19 protein-coding genes and 2 pseudogenes are annotated in these 18,119 nt (G+C 61.5%); 11 read left to right on the top strand and 10 right to left on the bottom strand.

Annotated features, from left to right (window positions below):
* The first annotated feature begins 37 nt into the window (after positions 1 to 37).
* On the top strand, positions 38 to 592 hold the full coding sequence (locus WDS16_RS02620) for a TetR/AcrR family transcriptional regulator (protein WP_338890272.1): 555 nt from the start codon (positions 38 to 40) through the stop codon (positions 590 to 592).
* A gap of 106 nt (positions 593 to 698) precedes the next feature.
* Positions 699 to 2,287, top strand: a pseudogene (locus tag WDS16_RS02625) (GMC oxidoreductase).
* A gap of 52 nt (positions 2,288 to 2,339) precedes the next feature.
* Here the strand turns inward: WDS16_RS02625 and WDS16_RS02630 are convergent.
* Both WDS16_RS02630 and WDS16_RS02635 read right to left on the bottom strand, forming a co-directional pair.
* A complete protein-coding gene (locus tag WDS16_RS02630) occupies positions 2,340 to 3,224 on the bottom strand; it encodes an alpha/beta hydrolase (protein ID WP_338890273.1) in 885 nt (294 codons plus the stop codon).
* Between the two features lie 180 nt (positions 3,225 to 3,404).
* On the bottom strand, positions 3,405 to 3,737 hold the full coding sequence (locus WDS16_RS02635; RefSeq protein WP_422395748.1) for an ArsR/SmtB family transcription factor: 333 nt from the start codon (positions 3,735 to 3,737) through the stop codon (positions 3,405 to 3,407).
* 16 nt (positions 3,738 to 3,753) lie between these two features.
* Between WDS16_RS02635 and WDS16_RS02640 the strand changes: the two genes are divergently transcribed.
* The 4 genes from WDS16_RS02640 (at position 3,754) to WDS16_RS02655 (ending at position 7,052) form a co-directional block, all read left to right on the top strand.
* Positions 3,754 to 4,224, top strand: a complete 471-nt coding sequence (locus WDS16_RS02640) for an SRPBCC domain-containing protein (protein WP_338890278.1) — start codon at positions 3,754 to 3,756, stop codon at positions 4,222 to 4,224.
* A gap of 155 nt (positions 4,225 to 4,379) precedes the next feature.
* Positions 4,380 to 5,306: a glycoside hydrolase family 43 protein gene (locus WDS16_RS02645; RefSeq protein ID WP_338893230.1), complete on the top strand. Its 927-nt coding sequence runs from the start codon at positions 4,380 to 4,382 to the stop codon at positions 5,304 to 5,306.
* A 315-nt stretch (positions 5,307 to 5,621) separates the two neighbouring features.
* Positions 5,622 to 6,065 (top strand): pyridoxamine 5'-phosphate oxidase family protein, encoded by a 444-nt coding sequence (locus tag WDS16_RS02650; protein ID WP_338890279.1) that lies wholly within the window; start codon positions 5,622 to 5,624, stop codon positions 6,063 to 6,065.
* Between the two features lie 90 nt (positions 6,066 to 6,155).
* On the top strand, positions 6,156 to 7,052 hold the full coding sequence (locus WDS16_RS02655) for a universal stress protein (protein ID WP_338890281.1): 897 nt from the start codon (positions 6,156 to 6,158) through the stop codon (positions 7,050 to 7,052).
* Between the two features lie 60 nt (positions 7,053 to 7,112).
* On the opposite strand, the gene WDS16_RS02660 is transcribed toward WDS16_RS02655, so the two are convergent.
* A complete protein-coding gene (locus WDS16_RS02660) occupies positions 7,113 to 7,997 on the bottom strand; it encodes a universal stress protein (protein WP_338890283.1) in 885 nt (294 codons plus the stop codon).
* Between the two features lie 231 nt (positions 7,998 to 8,228).
* On the opposite strand from WDS16_RS02660, the gene WDS16_RS02665 reads away from it, so the two are divergent.
* From WDS16_RS02665 to WDS16_RS02675, 3 genes are all read left to right on the top strand, one after another.
* Complete coding sequence (locus WDS16_RS02665) at positions 8,229 to 8,495, top strand: DUF1876 domain-containing protein (RefSeq protein ID WP_338890284.1); 267 nt, start codon at positions 8,229 to 8,231, stop codon at positions 8,493 to 8,495.
* 160 nt (positions 8,496 to 8,655) lie between these two features.
* A complete protein-coding gene (locus WDS16_RS02670; RefSeq protein WP_338890285.1) occupies positions 8,656 to 9,012 on the top strand; it encodes a hypothetical protein in 357 nt (118 codons plus the stop codon).
* A 170-nt stretch (positions 9,013 to 9,182) separates the two neighbouring features.
* A protein-coding gene (locus tag WDS16_RS02675; RefSeq protein WP_422395690.1) for an IS3 family transposase occupies positions 9,183 to 10,330 on the top strand; the annotation gives its coding sequence in 2 pieces (ribosomal slippage) (positions 9,183 to 9,450 and positions 9,450 to 10,330; 1,149 coding nt in all).
* Between the two features lie 6 nt (positions 10,331 to 10,336).
* Here the strand turns inward: WDS16_RS02675 and WDS16_RS02680 are convergent.
* Together WDS16_RS02680 and WDS16_RS02685 are read right to left on the bottom strand one after the other, a co-directional pair.
* Positions 10,337 to 11,896, bottom strand: a complete 1,560-nt coding sequence (locus WDS16_RS02680; RefSeq protein ID WP_338890286.1) for a GAF domain-containing sensor histidine kinase — start codon at positions 11,894 to 11,896, stop codon at positions 10,337 to 10,339.
* A gap of 201 nt (positions 11,897 to 12,097) precedes the next feature.
* Entirely contained in the window at positions 12,098 to 12,733 is a 636-nt protein-coding gene (locus WDS16_RS02685; RefSeq protein WP_338890287.1) for a response regulator transcription factor, read from the bottom strand.
* Positions 12,734 to 12,901: 168 nt separating this feature from the next.
* Here WDS16_RS02685 and WDS16_RS02690 point away from each other — a divergent pair, with 168 nt between their 5' ends.
* Complete coding sequence (locus WDS16_RS02690; protein ID WP_338890288.1) at positions 12,902 to 13,888, top strand: Acg family FMN-binding oxidoreductase; 987 nt, start codon at positions 12,902 to 12,904, stop codon at positions 13,886 to 13,888.
* Here the strand turns inward: WDS16_RS02690 and WDS16_RS02695 are convergent.
* The 5 genes and pseudogenes from WDS16_RS02695 to WDS16_RS02715 form a co-directional block, all read right to left on the bottom strand.
* The gene (locus tag WDS16_RS02695) at positions 13,876 to 14,808 is read right to left on the bottom strand and encodes a universal stress protein (protein ID WP_338890290.1); all 933 of its coding nucleotides are present in this window, start codon (positions 14,806 to 14,808) and stop codon (positions 13,876 to 13,878) included. The genes WDS16_RS02690 and WDS16_RS02695 overlap by 13 nt on opposite strands.
* A gap of 76 nt (positions 14,809 to 14,884) precedes the next feature.
* Positions 14,885 to 15,812, bottom strand: a pseudogene (locus WDS16_RS02700) (IS5 family transposase).
* Between the two features lie 26 nt (positions 15,813 to 15,838).
* The gene (locus tag WDS16_RS02705; RefSeq protein ID WP_338890292.1) at positions 15,839 to 16,792 is read right to left on the bottom strand and encodes an MBL fold metallo-hydrolase; all 954 of its coding nucleotides are present in this window, start codon (positions 16,790 to 16,792) and stop codon (positions 15,839 to 15,841) included.
* Between the two features lie 92 nt (positions 16,793 to 16,884).
* Complete coding sequence (locus tag WDS16_RS02710; RefSeq protein ID WP_338890294.1) at positions 16,885 to 17,292, bottom strand: CoA-binding protein; 408 nt, start codon at positions 17,290 to 17,292, stop codon at positions 16,885 to 16,887.
* 10 nt (positions 17,293 to 17,302) lie between these two features.
* Positions 17,303 to 17,704, bottom strand: a complete 402-nt coding sequence (locus WDS16_RS02715) for a hypothetical protein (protein WP_338890296.1) — start codon at positions 17,702 to 17,704, stop codon at positions 17,303 to 17,305.
* A 116-nt stretch (positions 17,705 to 17,820) separates the two neighbouring features.
* Here WDS16_RS02715 and WDS16_RS02720 point away from each other — a divergent pair, with 116 nt between their 5' ends.
* Positions 17,821 to 18,108 (top strand): hypothetical protein, encoded by a 288-nt coding sequence (locus WDS16_RS02720; protein ID WP_338890298.1) that lies wholly within the window; start codon positions 17,821 to 17,823, stop codon positions 18,106 to 18,108.
* The last annotated feature ends 11 nt before the right edge of the window (positions 18,109 to 18,119 follow it).

Consider the following 18,119-nt stretch of genomic DNA (forward strand, 5'->3'; position numbering starts at 1 on the left):
CATTTCAGCGTCCACCGCCCGTGGGGGACAATCGACCATGCGCTCGCGACGGAAGATCATCGATGCCACGCTGGGGCTGATCGCCGAGTCGGGCTTCGAAGCCGTCACGATTGCGGCGGCAGCACGTGCGGCGGGCGTCTCCAGACAGACCGTCTACACAATATTTCGAACACGCGAAGACCTTGTTTCCGAAGCGATGACGGGTGTACTCGTCGACTTGGTCGGCGGTATCGAAACGCGCGCAGGCAAGGCAGAAACGTCGTCCGAGTTCGTCGTCGAATTGATAGTCGCCGGTCGCGACGTGCTTCATGGGGACCCGGTTCTGCAATCGTTGCTGTACTTGCGGGAGGGGAACCCTCTGTTCGATCCGGGAATGATGGGACGCGCCAGGCCCGTCGTGCGGCGCTTCCTGGATGCGCTTGTCGAGCGTGATCCGAACGTGACTGCGACGGAACTCGACGACGTTACCGACATCGTCGTACGGGCGGCCCTGTCGGTCGTGCTGTTCGATGACCCGTCGATCCACGCAGACGAAGATCTCCGCCGATATCTCGGCCGCTGGTTGGTGCCTGTTCTACCGTTCGGTTCGTGACCTTGGATGCCATAAGTTGACACTTGTTCTGGCTAGTGTCTAGTTTTGCCCCTGGGGGAGTGATTCACGTCTCCGTGCTTGCCAGGCTTGGAAACGTGGGGGGAACGTGTCAACTATCAACCGCCGAACTTTTCTATCCGCAGCCGCTGCTGCTGGTGTGACGGTCTCCGTCGCAGGTGTTGCGAATGCGCAACCGGGCGGACGCCGTGCACCGATCCCGCTTACCCGCGAGGACCATCGTGTGATTGTCATCGGGTCGGGGTTCGGCGGAGGCGTCGCAGCGTTGCGTTGTGCTGAGGCCGGCGTTCCTGTTCTAGTTCTGGAGCGCGGGAAGCGCTGGCCGACAGGGCCGAATTCCGAGACATTTCCGCGCGCAACAGCACCCGATAAACGACTCCTGTGGCATTCATCGAGCCCCAACCTTTTCGGTCGGCCTGTTCCGTTCGAGCCGTACGTCGGATTGATCGAGGCTGTTGCGGGCGAGAACATGACTGCGCTGTGCGCGGCAGGTGTGGGTGGCGGGTCCCTGGTGTATCAAGGAATGTCCCTTCAACCGACTCGGTCGGTGTTCGAGGAGCACTTTCCGTCCGGGCTCGACTGGACGACGATGAATCGGGTTCACTACCCGCGGGTCGCTCGAATGCTGCAGCTGCAGCAAGCGCCCGACGCCTTGGTCGACACGCCCACGTATCGCGCCGCACGGGTGTTCGCGGACAACGTACGGCGTGCGGGACTACCGGTATCGAAGATTCCGATGCCGATCGACTGGAACTTCGCCTTGGACGAGACCCGAGGTGTGATGAAACCGTCGTACACCAACGGCGACGGTGCCATGGGGGTCAACAACGGCGGCAAGTATTCCGTCGACGTCACTTACATTGCGGCCGCAGAGGCGACGGGCCTGGTGACGGTGGCGGCCCAGCACAACGTCACCGATATCGAACGTGCCGCCGACGGTCGCTGGGTCGTATCGGTCGACAGAATCGATTCCGACGGAACGATTCTGGAGAACAAGATACTGACCGCGAACGCACTCATCATGGCAGCAGGGAGTTTGAACACCACCAAAATGCTGGTGCGCGCAGCCGCCAACGGGACTATTCCCGATCTACCCGAGGATGTGGGGCAAGGCTGGGGAACCAACGCCGACCGCATCTACGTGTGGACGAGTTTCGAGCAAGAGTTCGGTGCGCCGCAAGGTGGTCCTGTCGTGTTCGGCAGCCTGAACTGGGACGACCCGCGTTCCGCGCACACAGTCATCCAAGCGTCGCTACCTCCCGTGTCGTTCGATGCACGCAGCACCATGCTCGTGGGCTACGGAGTCAGCAACGGACGCGGGCACTTTCGCTACGATTCCGCGCGCGAGGAGGCCATGCTGCGATGGCCGGTAGATGGCGATTCGGTCATTCAAAACGGTTCGATCGATCCGACGGTTCGACGGATCGCCGGACCGGGAAGCGTTCTCACCGATACGAATGCGCTGTTCCCTCCACTTGGCATCCGCTGGGCGGTGCGAACATGGGGCCGGTCTGCGATCTCGACGGTCGTGTACATGGCCAACGTGGGCTGTACGTGCTCGATGGAGCGTTGATGCCCGGCAACGCTGCGGCATGCAACCCATCGATGACCATCGCCGCAGTCGCCGAACGCGCGATGGACAACATCATTGCTCACGACATCGGCACCATCCTTTGATATTTCGGCTACTCGAGTGTCGACGATGAAGGACAACCAGAACATGCCTCTATCAGTCGACACGCCCTAGGTATTCGATCGCCTTCGCCTGTGCTCGATCGGACTCCGGATGGGTGTAGAACGCGAAATGTGTACCCCGATCCAACGTGAGCAGCTCGGAACCGGCGATGCCCGAGTGCGCTTTTGCGCTGTTCTCCGGAAGTACGTCCGAATCGGCGCTGCCCTGCACCAGCAGGGTTGGGATGCTGATCGCGTCCCAACCCGGGTCGGCGCTCTTGGCGAACTGGACCAGGTCGTTGTCCCATCCCGCCTTGCGACTACCGGCCTGCGAGGCGGTCAGCGCCATATCGAGCACGAATTGCTTCTTCGTCTCGTCGGAGTCGATGTACTTCACGTGCTCGTCGAATTCGTCGCCGCTCAGCGAGCTTTCATCGGACACTGCACCCTGGATCACCTGCAACGGCTGATGCGCGACGAGCTTCTTCATCAGCCAGTCTCCGATTCGGGTGGTTTGGAAGAGCCGCGACGACAAGTCGGGCGTCGGATTCACCCACTGCTCACTCAGGCACGCGATGGCAACCAACGCGCTCGCTCTGTCCGGATGCACTGCAACGAACCTGTATGCCGACGGACCTCCCCCCGACCACGCCAGGACGCCGACCTTGTCGATGCCGAGTTCGTCCAGCAAAGCAGCGTATAGATCAGCCTGGTCGTCAGGGGTGAGGCGGTCGCCGAGTTCGGTGCCGAGATACCCGGGGCGCGAGAGCAAGATGGCCTGGAATCGATCGGTCGGTAAGAAGCGAGACATCGCTTCGGCCGCATCGATTCCTCCGGGCGATCCGTGTAGCACCAGTACCGGCGTGCCCGTGCCACGGATTGCGTACTCGATCGGTCCGCGAGCGGTGTTCGCTACTTTCACGCCGGTCAGCTGCGCCATGGGTCCTCTTTCGGCAATCGGTGGGTAGCGATCAAAACTACCGATTCTCCGTCGTCGGCGCCTCGCCCGAATCGTGTGATTACCGCTCGCCCCAGACCGCTTGAAAGGTCCATCCATCCGTTTGGAGCGTATGGATGGACCTTTCAAGCGGTGGTGGCCGAGTGTTCGGATGGTAGCCGCTTACTCCCCGCTGTCCAGCCGATCGAGCATGTCGACTGCAGCTCGCGCGTACTGCCCGATCCACCGGTCCGAGATGCGCTTGATGGGTAGCGGTGCGAGGGACAGGTGACGTTCGCGACCGACTTTCCGCCCCGTCACGAGCTCTGCGCCTTCGAGCACCCGCAGGTGCTGCAACACCGTGGTTCTATCGATCTCCGAAAGCTGTGCGCACAGTTCGCCGGTCGTTCGCGGAGCCTCCCTGAGTAGGTCGAGCATGCGCCGCCGAATCGGTGACGCAAGAGCCTTGAAGACCCGGTCGTCATCGTCGTCACTATTGCGCTCACCCTCATTCATGTTGTAAAAATACAACATGAATGACGAATTGAAGGAACTCTCGTTCACCGTGTCGGGTCGAATCGCACGACCCATTGCCGATGTCTACGAAGCCGTCGCCGATCCGCAGCAGCTCTCCGAGTACTTCACTACAGGTGGTGCACGCGGTCGGCTCGAAACGGGCAGCGAGGTGACCTGGGATTTCGACGATTTCCCAGGAGCTTTCCCGGTGCACGTCGTCGACGCTCAGCCGCCGAATCGTCTTGTCATCCGTTGGGACGGCGAAGCAGCAGCGTCCGAGGACGGGATGACCACGACGACGTTCGAATTCGAATCCATCGACGATGGAGCTCGCACTTTGGTGACGATCACGGAGTCGTCATGGACGGCTACTCCTGCAGGGGCGACCAACGCCTTCGGGAACTGTCAAGGGTGGACTGGAATGCTCGTGGCACTCAAGGTCTGGGTCGAGCATGGAATCAGTTTGCGAGACGGGTTCTACAAGTAGCCCAGACCATCCATGCGGGTTCCGGCGACGTATGTCGACCTGTAGTCGGTAACGATTTGCGTCGGACTTGTGAACAAAGTTGTGCGTGGTGCGTCTGGTTCCTGGATACTGCTCCGGTGACGCTGACGAACCGGTCCCGCCTTTCCTCGATCTCGATGGTGATACTCGCTGTCGCGACTTTGTTGTTCGCTGCACCAGGGAGTAGCGGCGCCGATCCGGCGTGGACATACACAATGGTGGCGTTCAGCAACGACAGCGATCGCAACATGGACGTCTACCAGTCCGCGGACGCAACGAATTTCGACGCCGTCCAACTGTCGGCGTATCAGCCTCCCTCTGGCCTTGTGCGTGACCCGAGTATCTTCCGGCACACAGACGGTGACTACTACATCACCTATACAACCGGCGGCGGGGCAGAGATCGGCTTCGCGCGCAGCAGGGACCTCGTGAATTGGACGCCGATGGAGTCCTTGCCGGTTCCGTTCTGCTGCTTCTTGATGCCCGGCACCGGAGATGGGAAGGGCCCTGTGAACCCGCTGTTCTCGGGTTCGGCCGGGTTCCAGGACGGACCGACACTCTCGCCGTTCACAACCAAAGCGTGGGCGCCCGAGTGGTTCGTGGATGGCAACAGCGTCAACGTCATTCTGTCGATGTCGACGGGTGGTGGATTCGTCCCGTACCTGATGACGGCGCTCGACCCGGGTCTCACCAGGTGGAGCATGCCTGTTCCGCTCGCAGGGATCGGCGCCGACCGAATCGACACCACAGTGGTCAAGGTCGGAGCGACCTATCACGCGTTCACCAAGAACGAGACCAAGAAAATCATCGAGCATGCGGTCGCTCCGACGCTGCTCGGACCGTACTCGTTCGTTCCGCCCGGCGATTGGGGCACGCTGCGCGAAGGCCCGGCTGTTGTCGAGTTGCCGGATGGTGGCTGGCGGATCTACTACGACGCCTACACCGAAGGCAAGTACTTCTACTCCGATAGCAGGGACGGACTCAACACCTGGTCCGCCCCGCAAGAGCTTCCTGGCGTGTCCGGAACTGTCCGCCACGTCGGTGTCATGCGAGAGCCGGCGTAGGTCTCGACGGCTGGAGTCTCGGCACGAGTGTCGAGCACGGCCTGGGCCGCCGTGTAGCGGGGCTACATCATCTCGACGGTCTTATTTGCGGTGCCGAATCGGCGACCACGTAGATGTCAGACGGTCATTGGTCCCGGTCCGGTGAGGACGAACTTCTCTATCCACGAGAACTCGGGAGAGGTGCAATGGGTCGAGCACCAATTTTCGAGGGCCCGAACAGTGGAGGTTCGATGACCGCAGCACAGACCATGACGTCTGTTTCGTGGGTACGGATCATCGACATTCACGCTCGGCTGAATGGTAAGAGAAGCCGTCGTGACCACCGTTGATCGTCGGCGCGATCTGGGCTGCTTCGTGGTCGACTGCGCCGAGCAAGACGAACCGTCTGGGGAGGCCGAGATGGAGCGTCTGCTTCGCAATGCTGTCATTGCACGGGTGATCGGCGTCGATCACTCCGGTCCCACGATCGACTATGTGCGCTACGTCCTCGACGAAAACCGGATGTACTTCTACGTACGGGGTAGGTCTCTGCTTGCCCGGACTGCCGTCGACACGTCGATCGTCATCGAGATCGACGACGTGGGGGCACGGTCCGGCCGAGGCGCGAGCATCGTCGTCCACGGTGTTGCTCGTCCAGTGAACGGCGAAGTGCCGCCGACGGTTCTCGGCCATCTACCGGAGCCGCAGTTCCATGGCAGCCCTTCGTGCAGACTCGTCGAGGTCACACCGACCTCACTCCGGTGGCGGAGGATCCAGTGACAGAGCGGACCGCCTTCGAATCGGGCTACATGCCATCTTCGAATTCCTGCACGACACTCCAGATCGACTGATGCTGACGAAAGACTCCTGATGACACACTTGCCCGCACCATTTGCCATCGACGGAAGTTTCGCGGTCATCGTCGACTGTTCACCGGCCGATACAGGCCTGGTCGAGTGGGCGGCGAGACTTGCCCGTCTCGCCCACTCGAGCCTGCGGCTGATTTATCCGCTGCCGGACCCTCAGTGGAGTGCCGCGATGGCGGCGTCGATAGAAACGAACGACTATCCCTCCCGGCTACGGCACGACGCAGAGCAGCGACTGCAGGACGTAGTCCGGTCCGTGCGCGACATCGAACCCGGCATCGAGGTCGACAGCAGGATCGTCGAATTGCCCGCATCGGAAATGGCGGCCTCTGTTTCGGCCGACTCGTCGATGCTCATCCTCGGTGCGGAGGAGTCGGGACCCGTACGCGACATCATCTTCGGTCGTTCCACGACGACCGTAGTGAAGTCGGCGACTTGTCCGACGCTGGTGTGGCGGGCCCGGAGAGACACTGAGCGGAACGAACAGAGGCCCGTCGTGGTGGGGGTGGACGGCTCGGACTCCTCGAAACGCGCGCTGGCGGCGGCATTCGACCTCGCGAACATTCTGGGAGTGGAGTTGATTGCAGTGCATGTCGGCGCAGTCAGCGAGGCCGACGAGTTGCACTACGCGACGTCAGTGGACTGGAAACATCTGCGCGAAGCAGAACGAAAGTGGCTGCAGTCCATGGTCGATGAATACCGTTCACGCTATCCGTCCGTCGACGTTCAGGCCTTGTCGGTCGGCGCGTCTGCGGCGCGGGAACTGCGTGCGCTGTCGGGGACGGCCCAGGTGTTGGTGGTCGGCAGTCGTGGCCGCGGCCGGTTGTCCGGGGCGGTGTTGGGTTCGGTGAGCCAGAATCTCGTCCACCACGCCGAGTGCCCCGTGCTCGTTGTGCATTGAGGCATTGTGCATTGAGGCGTTTGTGAATTCGAGGCTGGTGGGTGTCGATGTCAATCAGCGTCAGGGAACGATGAGAAGTGGTCCACCGGCAGAGTGGATCAGTTGTTGCACCGTGGATCTACACAGGGTTCCCCTGATCAAACCGCAACCGTGACTTCCGATCACAACGAGTTGGGCCGTCGCGGATGCCCGCCGGAGCTCTTGTTCGGGTGTCGAACCGAGGCAATGCAGGTGCACATCGACTGACGGGTGCTGTTGTGCGGCCGTCGCCGTGCGTGCGCGCAACCAATCGAGACGATCATCTTCGAGTGCGGCCCCACTGCGTACAACGCTGCCGTGGCCGGGCGCGTCCGTGTGCATTGCCGTCAACGGGGTTGCGAGAATATCGGCAAGGTAGAAGGCGAGCGTGATTGCGCGAGAGGAAGAATCGGAATCGTCGATACCCAGCACGACGGGTCCAGCATCACTGCGAGTTTCCGACTGCCCACGCCAGACCACGACCGGACAACTCGACTTCGCGACGATTCGCGTCGCGTGGTGCCCGAACAGCGTATCTCTGACCGGCCCGGACGTCCGACTTCCGATAACGGCCAGGTCAGCGGTGCGGGTCAGCGTGGTCAAGTACGACGTGATCGGATCGTCTGTCAGTACCGTGTCGACTGTCAGAGCTGAGTCCTTCTTGTGCACGGAGCGCATCGCAGATCTCAACAACCGTTTGCCGATCACGCGAGATCGAGGATGTCCGGACTGCATGTCTTCCAATCGGTGCCGCGGAACAGCGTGAACGATTCGAATCTTTGCACCGGTTCGATGTGCGATGTCCGTGGCCCACTCGAGTGCTCCCCACGAGTGCGGACTCCGGTCGAGTCCGACGCTGATCGTCGTGATATGTCCGCCGACGCCAGGTGTTTCATCAGGTGCGGTGTCAGCCGTTGACGTCGTCATAGGAATACCTCGCGTCGATTCGGGAGATGGAGAGTCAAATTCTGTAGCTGCCTCGAGTCAACACCGGGTATCGGCATTCGAGGTAGAGCCGAAGGTCCCCGACTCACGGACGTGGCGCAAAGGTCCCGGGCGCCGAGGTCGAAATGCTCTGTGACGGAACGAGAACCTGCGGTAGACCTATCTAGGAATGCTGCGTTCGAAGTTGAGGTTCGCACACGAAAGGACGAGGCAATGGAACAACACCACTGGTCGGTCGAGGTGACCATCGATGAGCACGACAACAAGACCCGCGCGGTGGCACGACTTCGGACGCGGGATGACACTTGTTTGACGGGTGTGGGGCATGCTCGAAAGAGTCCCGTGGACCCGAACGTCCCCGAGATCGGCGACGAGCTTGCCACCGCGCGAGCGTTGTCGGATCTCGCGCATCGACTGCTCGAGTGCTGCTCGAAGGACTTGGAACAGGTGGTCCACGAACCGGTCTCGATGACCTTGTAAATGGACGGGGGAGTTCTGTTCCTCGGAACCGAGATGGGAGTCGAGCACTGTGAAGAGCGGCCACGCAACACGCCCGACAGACTCCCCGACGTGTAGACGTCCGTGGCTCGGCTCGTTCTGCGCGGCAGCCGCCATTTGGGCATATGCAAGCTCGATCGGCTTGGCCGTGGGTCTTGCCGGCCTCGGTCGATCCGCGGGCCTCGGCATACCTGTCCTGGCAGCCTTCGTGCTAGCGATGGTGGTGGGTACTGCGATGTCGGTTGCGGCCTACCGGGTATTGCATCCGAATCGAAAAGCAGGATCCAGCGTTCTTCTCGCCGGTGTTCTGTCGATATCGTGTGTTTCTCTCCAGTCCGTCCTTTTACGTGAGTTCAGTTGGCTACAGCTGGCCTTCTGGTCGATCGGGCTGGTCACGATCTGGGCCGGACGCAAGCTGCTCGTCGACGTCGAATTCATATGCACGCCTCCAGATACTCAGTTCAGGAATGAGTTGCCGGTGACCGCCGTCGAAAGCTAGTCGATGCCCGTCAGGTAAGAGGTGCAGACCACGTCAGAACAGTTCCCCCCGCTTCGGTGGCGGATTCGATAGTCATGTGTCCGCCACACTTGGCGTGTCCCCGGTGAACGGGGCCATCTCGTTTTAGAGTCTTGTTGCCCCTGAAGTGGGCGGATAGGACGATGGAGAACATGGCTGGACGGAAGCGCAACTCTGCCGAGGACATCGTGCGCAAACTGCGCCGTGCCGATGAGCTGACCGCTGCAGGCAAGACGCAAGAGGAGATCGCGGCGGAGCTCGAGGTGTCGGCGGCGACGTTGTACAACTGGCGGCGTCAGTACGGCGGGATGGACACCGATGCCGCGAAGGAACTCAAGGAGCTGCGCGAGCAGAACGGCAAGCTCAAACGCCTGCTCGCCGAGGCCGAGCTGGAGAAGGACGCACTGCGGGAGGTAGCGAAGGGAAAATTCTGAGCCCAGCCGCCAAGCGCCGCGCCGTCGACATGCTCGTCAACACCATGAGTCTGTCGAAACGTCTGGCGTGCAAAGCTGTTGGGCTTGCCCGCTCCACCTACGCACGAACACCGATCGCCGACACACCCGCGGATCCCGACGCGGCCCTGAGGGCGTCGCTGCGGACATACGCAGGCTCGCATCCACTGCACGGCTTCCGTCGCGCCTGGGCGCATCTGAGGCACGACCAGGGCATGTCGGTGAACAAGAAGAAGGTGCACCGGCTCTGGAAGGAGGAGGGTCTGCAGGTTCGGATCTATCATCCCCGCAAACGCGCCGGCATCAGCTCCTGCCCGCAGATCGAAGCCGATGCGCCGAAAGTGGTGTGGGCTATGGATTTTCAGTTCGACTCCACGGTGGATGGGAAAGCGATCAAGATCGCGTCGATGATCGACGAACACACCCGGCAGTCCCTGTTGAACATCGTGGAGCGCTCGATCACCGCGCAACGACTGACCGACGAGCTCGACAAGACGTTCGCGCTGTGGGACGGACCGCCGATGGTCCTGAGAATGGACAACGGTCCGGAGTTCATTTCGCATGTGCTGCAACAGTTCTGTCGCGACCGTGTCGGTATCTCCTACATCCCGCCGGGGACGCCGTGGAACAACGGACACATCGAATCGTTCAACAACCGACTACGGAAGGAGTGCCTGAACCGCAATCACTGGACGAGCCTTCTCGAAGCGAGGGTGGTGATCGAGGACTTCAAAGACGACCACAACCATCGACACCGGCACTCATCACTCGGCTACCTCACGCCGTCCGAGTACGCTGCCCAATGCACCCACAACCACCAACCGGTCGAGGGTTGCGAGATCGACTGAAATCAATCACACCGTGGCTCTAGAACACGGTGGCCCGACTATCGGGGACCTGCCACACTCTCGAGCTCTCGATCGTAAGTTCTCGAGTCCGCTGGCCGATATTTCGGCGGGTATTCCGACACCGTCGTCGGAAATCACGACTGTGAGATCGTCCACGATGGTGATTGCGAGGGTGACGGTGGTGGCGTGAGCGTGGCGCACGCAGTTGCTGATTCCTTCGCGCACCACCGCCAGTGCGTGCTCGGCGAGTGGCGGATCCACCACGGACAGGGGACCGGTGACCCGCAACGTCGTTCGCAATCCGGAGTTCTGGGTCATCTCGTCGACGATGTTGTCGATCCTCCGTCGTAGACTGTCGGTGGTGGTATCGCGAGAGTGCAGGTCGAATATTGCGCTGCGGATATCCTGGACAGTGTCCTGAAGGTCGTCGATCGTGGTTGCGAGCCGCGTCTTGATTTCCGGAGCCGTTGCGCGCTGAAGTGTGCTTTGCAGAGACAGCCCTGCCGCGAAGATTCGTTGGATGACTCGGTCGTGCAGATCTCGTGCAATCCTGTCACGATCGGCAAGCACATCCAATTCGCGAAGTCTGCGTGCGGAATGGGCCATTTGCATGGTCACGGCGGCCTGGTCGGCGAACGATGACACGAGTTCGAGTTGGGTGTCGTCGAAGGGCTCGCCGTCGATCCGGCGGAGAACGACCAGAACTCCCGTGACTCGATCCGAAGCGCGGAGTGGAGAGATGAGCGCAGGGCCGTACTCGAGTTCCGAACCTTCGGTGGCATTGAATTCGAGATGCTCGGCCCTGATCGGTGTCCGGCTCCGAAACGAGGTTCCCGACGTCGATCCGAATACCGGCAGAACGTTACCCATCACAGTGCGCGGACTGTCGACAGGTTCCCCGGATACAACCTTCACGACCAGTTCCGTGACGTCTTCTGCCCGAGCGTCGGCGTCGCACGGGGTGGCGATGAACGCGAGATCGGCAGAAGTAAGTCGTAAGGCCTTCTCGGCGACTTTATTAAGAACCTGCTCGGTGTCGGTTCCGCTCAACAGGTCGGTTGCGATGTCGCGGGTGGCCTCCAGCCAGGATTGTTGCGTACGCGCCCGGCTGTAGAGGCGAGCGTTCTCGATTGCGACACCGGCAGCGGATGCGAGCGCTTGCATCACCGCCTCGTCTTCCTCGGTGAACGACTCACCGTTGTTCTTCTCGGTGAGATACAGATTTCCGAATACCGCGTCGCGAACACGAACTGGAACACCGAGGAAGGAATGCATCGGCGGGTGTCCAGGTGGAAACCCGATCGATGACGGATGATCGGAGAGCTTGTCGAGACGGATCGCTCGCGGTTCGTCGATCAACAGCCCCAGCACACCACCCCCGGTAGGTAGTGGCCCGATTTCATCGGCGGTTGTGTCATCGATCCCGTGAAATATGAACGAACTCAGTTCTTGGTTGTGTCCGCGTACACCCAAAGCGCCGTAGCGAGCGTCGACGAGTTCGACGGCGGAGACGACGATAGACCGCAGAGTTTCCTCGAGGTCCAACCCCTCGGAGATCACCAACATGGAGTGAAGTAGACCGTCGATTTGCTCGCGCGCATCTACGATTTTGCCAAGCCGCTCCTGGACCTCCGACAACAGCTCTCGGAGGCGCAGTTGGGATAGTGTGCCGCTCAACTCGCCGGTGAAGGTCTTGCCGCTATCAAATTGATTTCCGACCACACCGACAGTATGCGCGGTGTATTGGGAGGGTGCGACGGAACCCGATCATCCTTCCAGTTTGGAAGCGTAGACAGCGGCTTGCGTTCGACGCTCCATGCCGAGTTTCGCCAACAGACGAGAAACATAGTTCTTCACCGTCTTCTCGGCGAGGAACATGCGCTCGGCGATCTGCCGGTTGGTCAACCCTTCTCCGAGAAGCGCAAGGAGCTTGCGCTCTTGCTCGGTCAGCGATGCGAGCGGTCCGGTGACGGCCTTGTCGTCGTCGGACCGCAGCTTCCGCATGAGCGCCGCGGCCGCGCGATTGTCGAGCAGGGATCGGCCCAGCCCGACGTCTTTGATCGCTTGAGTCAAGTCCATACCCTTGATGTCCTTGACGATATAGCCCATCGCGCCGGCGAGAATGGCGTCGAGCATTGCTTGGTCTTCGGTGAACGAGGTCAGTATCAGGCAACGCAGCTCCGGCATGCGCGACATCAACTCACGGCACAGTTCGACGCCGTTTCCATCAGGTAGTTGCACGTCCAGGACCGCGACATCGGGGCGCAATGCAGGTATGCGAGCGAGCGCATTGCTGACCGTGCCTGCCTCTCCGACTACGGACAGTTCGGGGTCGGACTCGATGAGATCGATCAGACCTCGACGGACGATCTCGTGGTCGTCGACCAGAAATACAGTGATCACCGCGACTCCTTCATAACGCTCGTGCTGTCAGCATACGGTCGTTTTCCGCCTGGACACCGTTGCCGAAGTGCTCGTGTTTTATAGGACGTAGGGCCCTGTCGTCGACGGAGGTCGGCGACAACACTGGCGTCAGCATTGCTTTCGCAGTGGAAACGTCGAGGAGTGACAATGAACGTTCAGCCAGAGTCGGCGGTAGTGGAGATGCTTGTAGAGCTTGCGTGCCGAGCGCCGTCGGTTCACAACAGTCAGCCCTGGAAGTGGGTGTACTCGGACGGCTATCTGAACTTGTACACGGACCGAACGCGTCTGCTGGACTCTATCGATCCCTTGGGGCGCCAGATGGTGATCAGTTGCGGGGCCGCCCTGGATCATCTCAGCACAGCGGCGGCGACATTTCGATGGTCCACCGAGGTGGGAGAACTGCCCTACCCCGGCACTCCCGATCACCTCGCGCGTGTTCGCTTCGTCCACGGTGCGCATCCGCAGTCACACGAGTTCGACCTCTTGACCGCGATCAACCGCAGGCGGTCCGATCGCCGGCCATTCGGGTCGGTTACAGATGGCAGTGTCCTGACGCCGAACATGCAACGAGCTGCGGACAGTCATGGCGTCACGCTCACGGTCCTTTCACTTGATGCACGTGAAACCCTGGCCACAGCATCCAGACTGAGTGCAGGAATCCGAAAGTACGACGCAACCTACCAGGCCGAGATCCGCTGGTGGGCGGGACATGTGGTTGCATCGGGAGGAATACCGTCCAGTGCGTTGGCAGATCGGTCCGAGTCGTCGAACGTTCAGCTGGGGCGCCAATTTCCGGAACCGCGGGGAGTCGGACTTCACGAACGGTCGGTCGATACGATCGACGAATCCAGCGTGGTTCTGCTCAGTACCGTGGGCGATCACCGTGTCGACTGGTTGAGGGCGGGTCGAGCCCTGTCGCCGCTACTGCTCGAATCCGCAGCACGGGGACTCGCGACGTGCCCCTTGACTCACTTGACAGAACAGTCCGGCAGCCGGGCGCTGGTCGAATCACTGGCACCCGACAGTGGTGTTCCGCAAATCCTGGTACGGATCGGCACCCCACCGGCCGGCGGGGGCCCCAAACAGACTCCGCGACGACCGATATCGAATGTACTGTCCATTCACCGGAGGTGATCATCGTTCGCCGGAACGATGATCGTCGGGATTTCGGCACGATGAAGGATTGCGCGACTGGTCGACCCCATGAACAGCGGCGAAATTGCACCGCGGCTGCGTGACCCGACGACGATCAACTGAGCATCGGCAGCCATTTCGAGAAGAGTTCGCGATGGATAGTCCTCGATTGCAGACGTTGAAACCGATACCGCCGGATACTCTTTCCGCCACGCTGCGGCTACGTGGTTCAACCAGAGTCTTGCAGCGCCGGCAGGATCCAAATGAGGCCCCCACTGCACGAAGTCGCCGAAAGACGTGCCTGGATTCAGGGCCGTGAAGGCGTGGACCATGCGCAGGCCCACATGGCGACGTGACGCCTGTTCGAAAGCGACAGCGAGAACCGAATCATCGTGCGGCGAATGGTCGAGCCCGACGACTACGGGTGCGGAATCGGTACCGACCTGGGTGGTGTCGAAATGCTCTGGAACGATCGCAACCGGACACACGGCCCTCGCCGCTACCGCACTACTGACCGAGCCGAGAACCGCGCGCGCAATTCCTCCCAGGCCGCGTGTACCGAGCACGATAAGCCGAGCATTCGATCCGCCATCGATGAGCGCCTCGGCGGGCGGATTCGACACTAGAACAGTCTGGACAGACAGGGAGTCCCCGGCCACGGACTGGGCGACGGTCTGCGCGGTCGCCATGGCGGATCGGGCGTGTGCACTCGATGCGCCTCCGCTGAGACGTGGTGTGCTCGATAGTGTTCCGCCGGACACCACTCCTGCGTAGAGGAGCGTCAGTGGTGTTCCGTGCAGGGCAGCGTCGGCAGCAGCCCATCTGACCGCGACCTCCGAGGGTACCGAGCCATCGACGCCGACGATCGTCTGCTTTGTGGTGGGACTGTCCTTGCTGAGCGCATTGTCCGTGTTGGCCATGCACCCATCCTTTGATTCTCCGCATGTCCTGAACAGGGTCGCCGGTCCGGACGCCGCCGTGCCTAGAGCGTGTCTCTTAAATTGGGTCCGTTTTCGTTTTCATCGCCGGGCGGTGGTTGTGGTTGCGGGAGTGCAGAACTGCCGCGCACAGGACAACGCCCCCGAGGAATGTCATGGCGTACTTGTCATATCGAGTGGCCACACCACGCCACTGTTTGAGCCGCCCGAAGCCACGCTCGACGGTGTTGCGGTGCTTGTACATCGTCGGATCGAAACCCGGTGGACGACCACCGGCGGACCCCTTGTCGGCCCGTCGCTGCTTCTGGTCGCTGCGCTCGGGAATGGTGTGTTTGATCTTGCGGCGACGCAGTTCGGTGCGGGTACTGGGATGGGTGTACGCCTTGTCGGCGAGCAATCGGTAGTCCTGGTCCCCACCGGCAGCTCGGTGGGCATCGAGCAACGGCACCAACTGTGGATTGTCCCCGGCTTGCCCACCGGTCAGCAGCATCGTCACCGGCGAGCACGTCAGGTCGGTCAGTGCATGGATCTTCGTGGTGAATCCTCCGCGAGATCGACCCAACGCGTGGTCAGCGGGTTCGTCGACGGATTTCTTGTAATTCGACAAGGCCCCCTGTGAGAGTGTCGGCTCGCGCACCGGCCGCATGCTGATGCGCCCGGACGCTGGTCGAGTCGATCGAGAGCACCGCCCCGATATCGCCGTCGAGTTCTTCCGGGTCGAGACCGAACACCTCGGCCACCGCGGCAAGCATCTCGTCGTAGGTGCCATCGAAGGACCATCGGTGGTGGCGTTTCCACACCGTCTGCCACGGACCGAAGTCCTCCGGCAGATCTCGCCACGGACACCCGGTACGGAATCGGTATGCGATGCCCTCCAGAATTCGCCGGTGCTCGGCGAACCGCCGCCCACGTTTTCCCACGTCGGTGGGTATCACTGGCTCGACGATCTCCCAGAACTCGTCACTGATCACTCCCACGCGCGTCATCGAAATATCATCGCTGACAGCACCTCTCAAATTTGGGAGACACGCTCTAGATGCCGGAGGTGCGCAGCCGCCTCGGACAGTGCCATCGTCTTCCCCATCGGAGAAATCGCTGCCCACGGCTTGTACCACTTCATCCGCGCTGCAACCTGCCAGACGGTGATCTGGTCCTCACCGAAGGCGTCGTACAGATGATCGAGCCGTTCGCCGTGATGTTCGACGAGCTCTCCGGCGCGGCCGGCCACGTCGTCGATCGGGAGTCCGTGGGCGCCGAGCCCACGCGTGACGTTCATGGACTGCACGCGACGTAGCGAGTCCATGAACTCCGCCAGCGCATCACGTTCTTCCAGGGGATAGACGAAGTTGCCGACGTGTGGTGTCGTCTTCTGCAGGACGTGGTCTCCGGTGAACATGATGTCCGAGTCGGGCAGATGGAAGCACACATGTCCTGGGGTATGTCCCGGTGTGTACACCACGCGCAGTGCGCGGCCGGTCAGCGCGACGCTCTCGCCGTCGACGAGAACTCGGTCGGGCGCGGAGTCGGGACCTGTGGGTGCGCGGAGGTCGACATGATTCAAGGCCTCGATGTCGTCCTCGGGCGCCCCTGCGGCCCTCATGTTCACCTGCTGCCATTCGAGCCACTGCTCGTCTCTCGGCGCGGTCATTCCCTCGAACTGGGCGTAATCGGCCTCATGCATGGCGATCCATGCTCCGGACGCTTCGCGAACACGACCACACAGCCCGACGTGGTCAGGATGGAAGTGCGTCAGAACCACGCCCTCGACGTCGGAAATCGAATGTCCGATCGCTTCCAATCCAGTGGTCAGGCCGTTCCACGCGTTCTCGTCGTCCCATCCGGCATCGACGAGAACGAGTCCGCCGGGGGACTCCATGGCGTAGACGAGCGTGTGACCCAGCGGGTTGTCGGTGATGGGAACCGGAATCTGGAAGATTCCATCGCCGATCGGGGCTGCGTCGCTCATGGCACTACCTCGTTGCTTGGTCCAAGTAATGAGTTCTGTTCACTCCATACTGACCGCACTGTCGAGGCGCGTGGCAAGCGGGTCCGACAGAACTAGCGTCGACGCCACTCGATGGCCGGGCAGGTGTCCATCACCATGGGTACGCCTGCGGCGATAGTTCGCTCGAACGCTGCCTCGTCGATCACACCCAACTGGAACCAGACCGCCTTCGCGCCGACGGCAACTGCCTCGTCAGCGAACTGCCCGGCCGAGTCCGATTTTCGGAACACATCGACGACATCTATGGGGAACGGAACGTCGGCAAGGGTCGCGTAGCCCTGTTCCCCGAGCACGGTCGGCGCACTCGGGTGAATAGGAACGATGCGCTTGCCGCGTTTCTGCAACAGGGCTGCGATCTCGTACGCCGTTCGATCCGGATTGCCGGACAGGCCGACGATGGCCCAGGTCTCGAGGTCGTCGAGCATCAGATCGACGGACTCGGTTTCCTGCCACGACGTCATGAGGGAAACGCTACACCGCGCTCGATCGGGAGCGCCACGTTCGCCAGGCGTCCGTGCACCACAGTGCCCATGCGATCAACAGCGGCTGGAATAGGAGTCGGATGCCCCGGCTCACATCGGTGTCCAGTCCGAATGCGTCTGTGTGAGTCAGAAATTGAGCGATGTTGCCGGGAAATACCGCGACGAAGAACGCGGCGACGATCCACCCCGTCAACACCGAGAGGCGAACGAGGACGATCAGCGCCAGACCTAGAAGGACCTCGATGACGCCCGAGGCGAGGACCACGAAGTCTGCATCGAGCGGCAGCCACGTAGGTACCTGAGCCTGAAACTCCGAGCGAGCCCAGAACAGGTGGCTGAGGCCCGCGAACACGAGGAACGCTCCGAGTAGCACGCGAGCAATCGACTTCATACGACGATCGTGCCGCAGGGGGTGGGGTAGGTCCACCCCTGGGGTCGGTATCGAACACGGCCGGGTTCGACGAAAGTTGTTCTTGTCCAGCAGAGCAGACCAAAGGAGATCACCCCATGAACATTCGCCGAATCACCGCCACACTCGCAGCCGCAGCCTTCGTGACGGGCGCAGGTGCATCGCTCGCGCACGCCGAACCGATCGATCCGGTCAACGGACCGGGTAGGGGATGCCCCATCGTCAACACCGATTCCAACGGCAACGAGACGGTCACCTACGCCCATCCAGGCGATCGAAACGGTGTGCTGGTGTGCGGAAACGACGGGGAGTGGTCGTTCGGGCGCAAGGTGGGTGGCTACAACGGAGTCGTACAGGCCCCCAACGCCGGGGTAGCTCAGCGATGACCAGTCTTACC

Source organism: Rhodococcus sovatensis (genome assembly GCF_037327425.1).
Lineage (GTDB): Bacteria > Actinomycetota > Actinomycetes > Mycobacteriales > Mycobacteriaceae > Rhodococcoides > Rhodococcoides sovatense.

Excerpts from the sequence above, each read along its gene's own strand:
- WDS16_RS02620 (WP_338890272.1), top strand. The coding sequence starts at position 38 with ATGCGCTCGCGACGGAAGATCATCGATGCCACGCTGGGGCTGATCGCC.
- WDS16_RS02630 (WP_338890273.1), bottom strand. The coding sequence starts at position 3,224 with ATGGCGCAGCTGACCGGCGTGAAAGTAGCGAACACCGCTCGCGGACCG.
- WDS16_RS02635 (WP_422395748.1), bottom strand. The coding sequence starts at position 3,737 with ATGAATGAGGGTGAGCGCAATAGTGACGACGATGACGACCGGGTCTTC.
- WDS16_RS02640 (WP_338890278.1), top strand. The coding sequence starts at position 3,754 with ATGAATGACGAATTGAAGGAACTCTCGTTCACCGTGTCGGGTCGAATC.
- WDS16_RS02645 (WP_338893230.1), top strand. The coding sequence starts at position 4,380 with ATGGTGATACTCGCTGTCGCGACTTTGTTGTTCGCTGCACCAGGGAGT.
- WDS16_RS02655 (WP_338890281.1), top strand. The coding sequence starts at position 6,156 with ATGACACACTTGCCCGCACCATTTGCCATCGACGGAAGTTTCGCGGTC.
- WDS16_RS02660 (WP_338890283.1), bottom strand. The coding sequence starts at position 7,997 with ATGACGACGTCAACGGCTGACACCGCACCTGATGAAACACCTGGCGTC.
- WDS16_RS02665 (WP_338890284.1), top strand. The coding sequence starts at position 8,229 with ATGGAACAACACCACTGGTCGGTCGAGGTGACCATCGATGAGCACGAC.
- WDS16_RS02680 (WP_338890286.1), bottom strand. The coding sequence starts at position 11,896 with ATGTTGGTGATCTCCGAGGGGTTGGACCTCGAGGAAACTCTGCGGTCT.
- WDS16_RS02690 (WP_338890288.1), top strand. The coding sequence starts at position 12,902 with ATGAACGTTCAGCCAGAGTCGGCGGTAGTGGAGATGCTTGTAGAGCTT.
- WDS16_RS02695 (WP_338890290.1), bottom strand. The coding sequence starts at position 14,808 with ATGGCCAACACGGACAATGCGCTCAGCAAGGACAGTCCCACCACAAAG.
- WDS16_RS02705 (WP_338890292.1), bottom strand. The coding sequence starts at position 16,792 with ATGAGCGACGCAGCCCCGATCGGCGATGGAATCTTCCAGATTCCGGTT.
- WDS16_RS02710 (WP_338890294.1), bottom strand. The coding sequence starts at position 17,292 with ATGACGTCGTGGCAGGAAACCGAGTCCGTCGATCTGATGCTCGACGAC.
- WDS16_RS02715 (WP_338890296.1), bottom strand. The coding sequence starts at position 17,704 with ATGAAGTCGATTGCTCGCGTGCTACTCGGAGCGTTCCTCGTGTTCGCG.
- WDS16_RS02720 (WP_338890298.1), top strand. The coding sequence starts at position 17,821 with ATGAACATTCGCCGAATCACCGCCACACTCGCAGCCGCAGCCTTCGTG.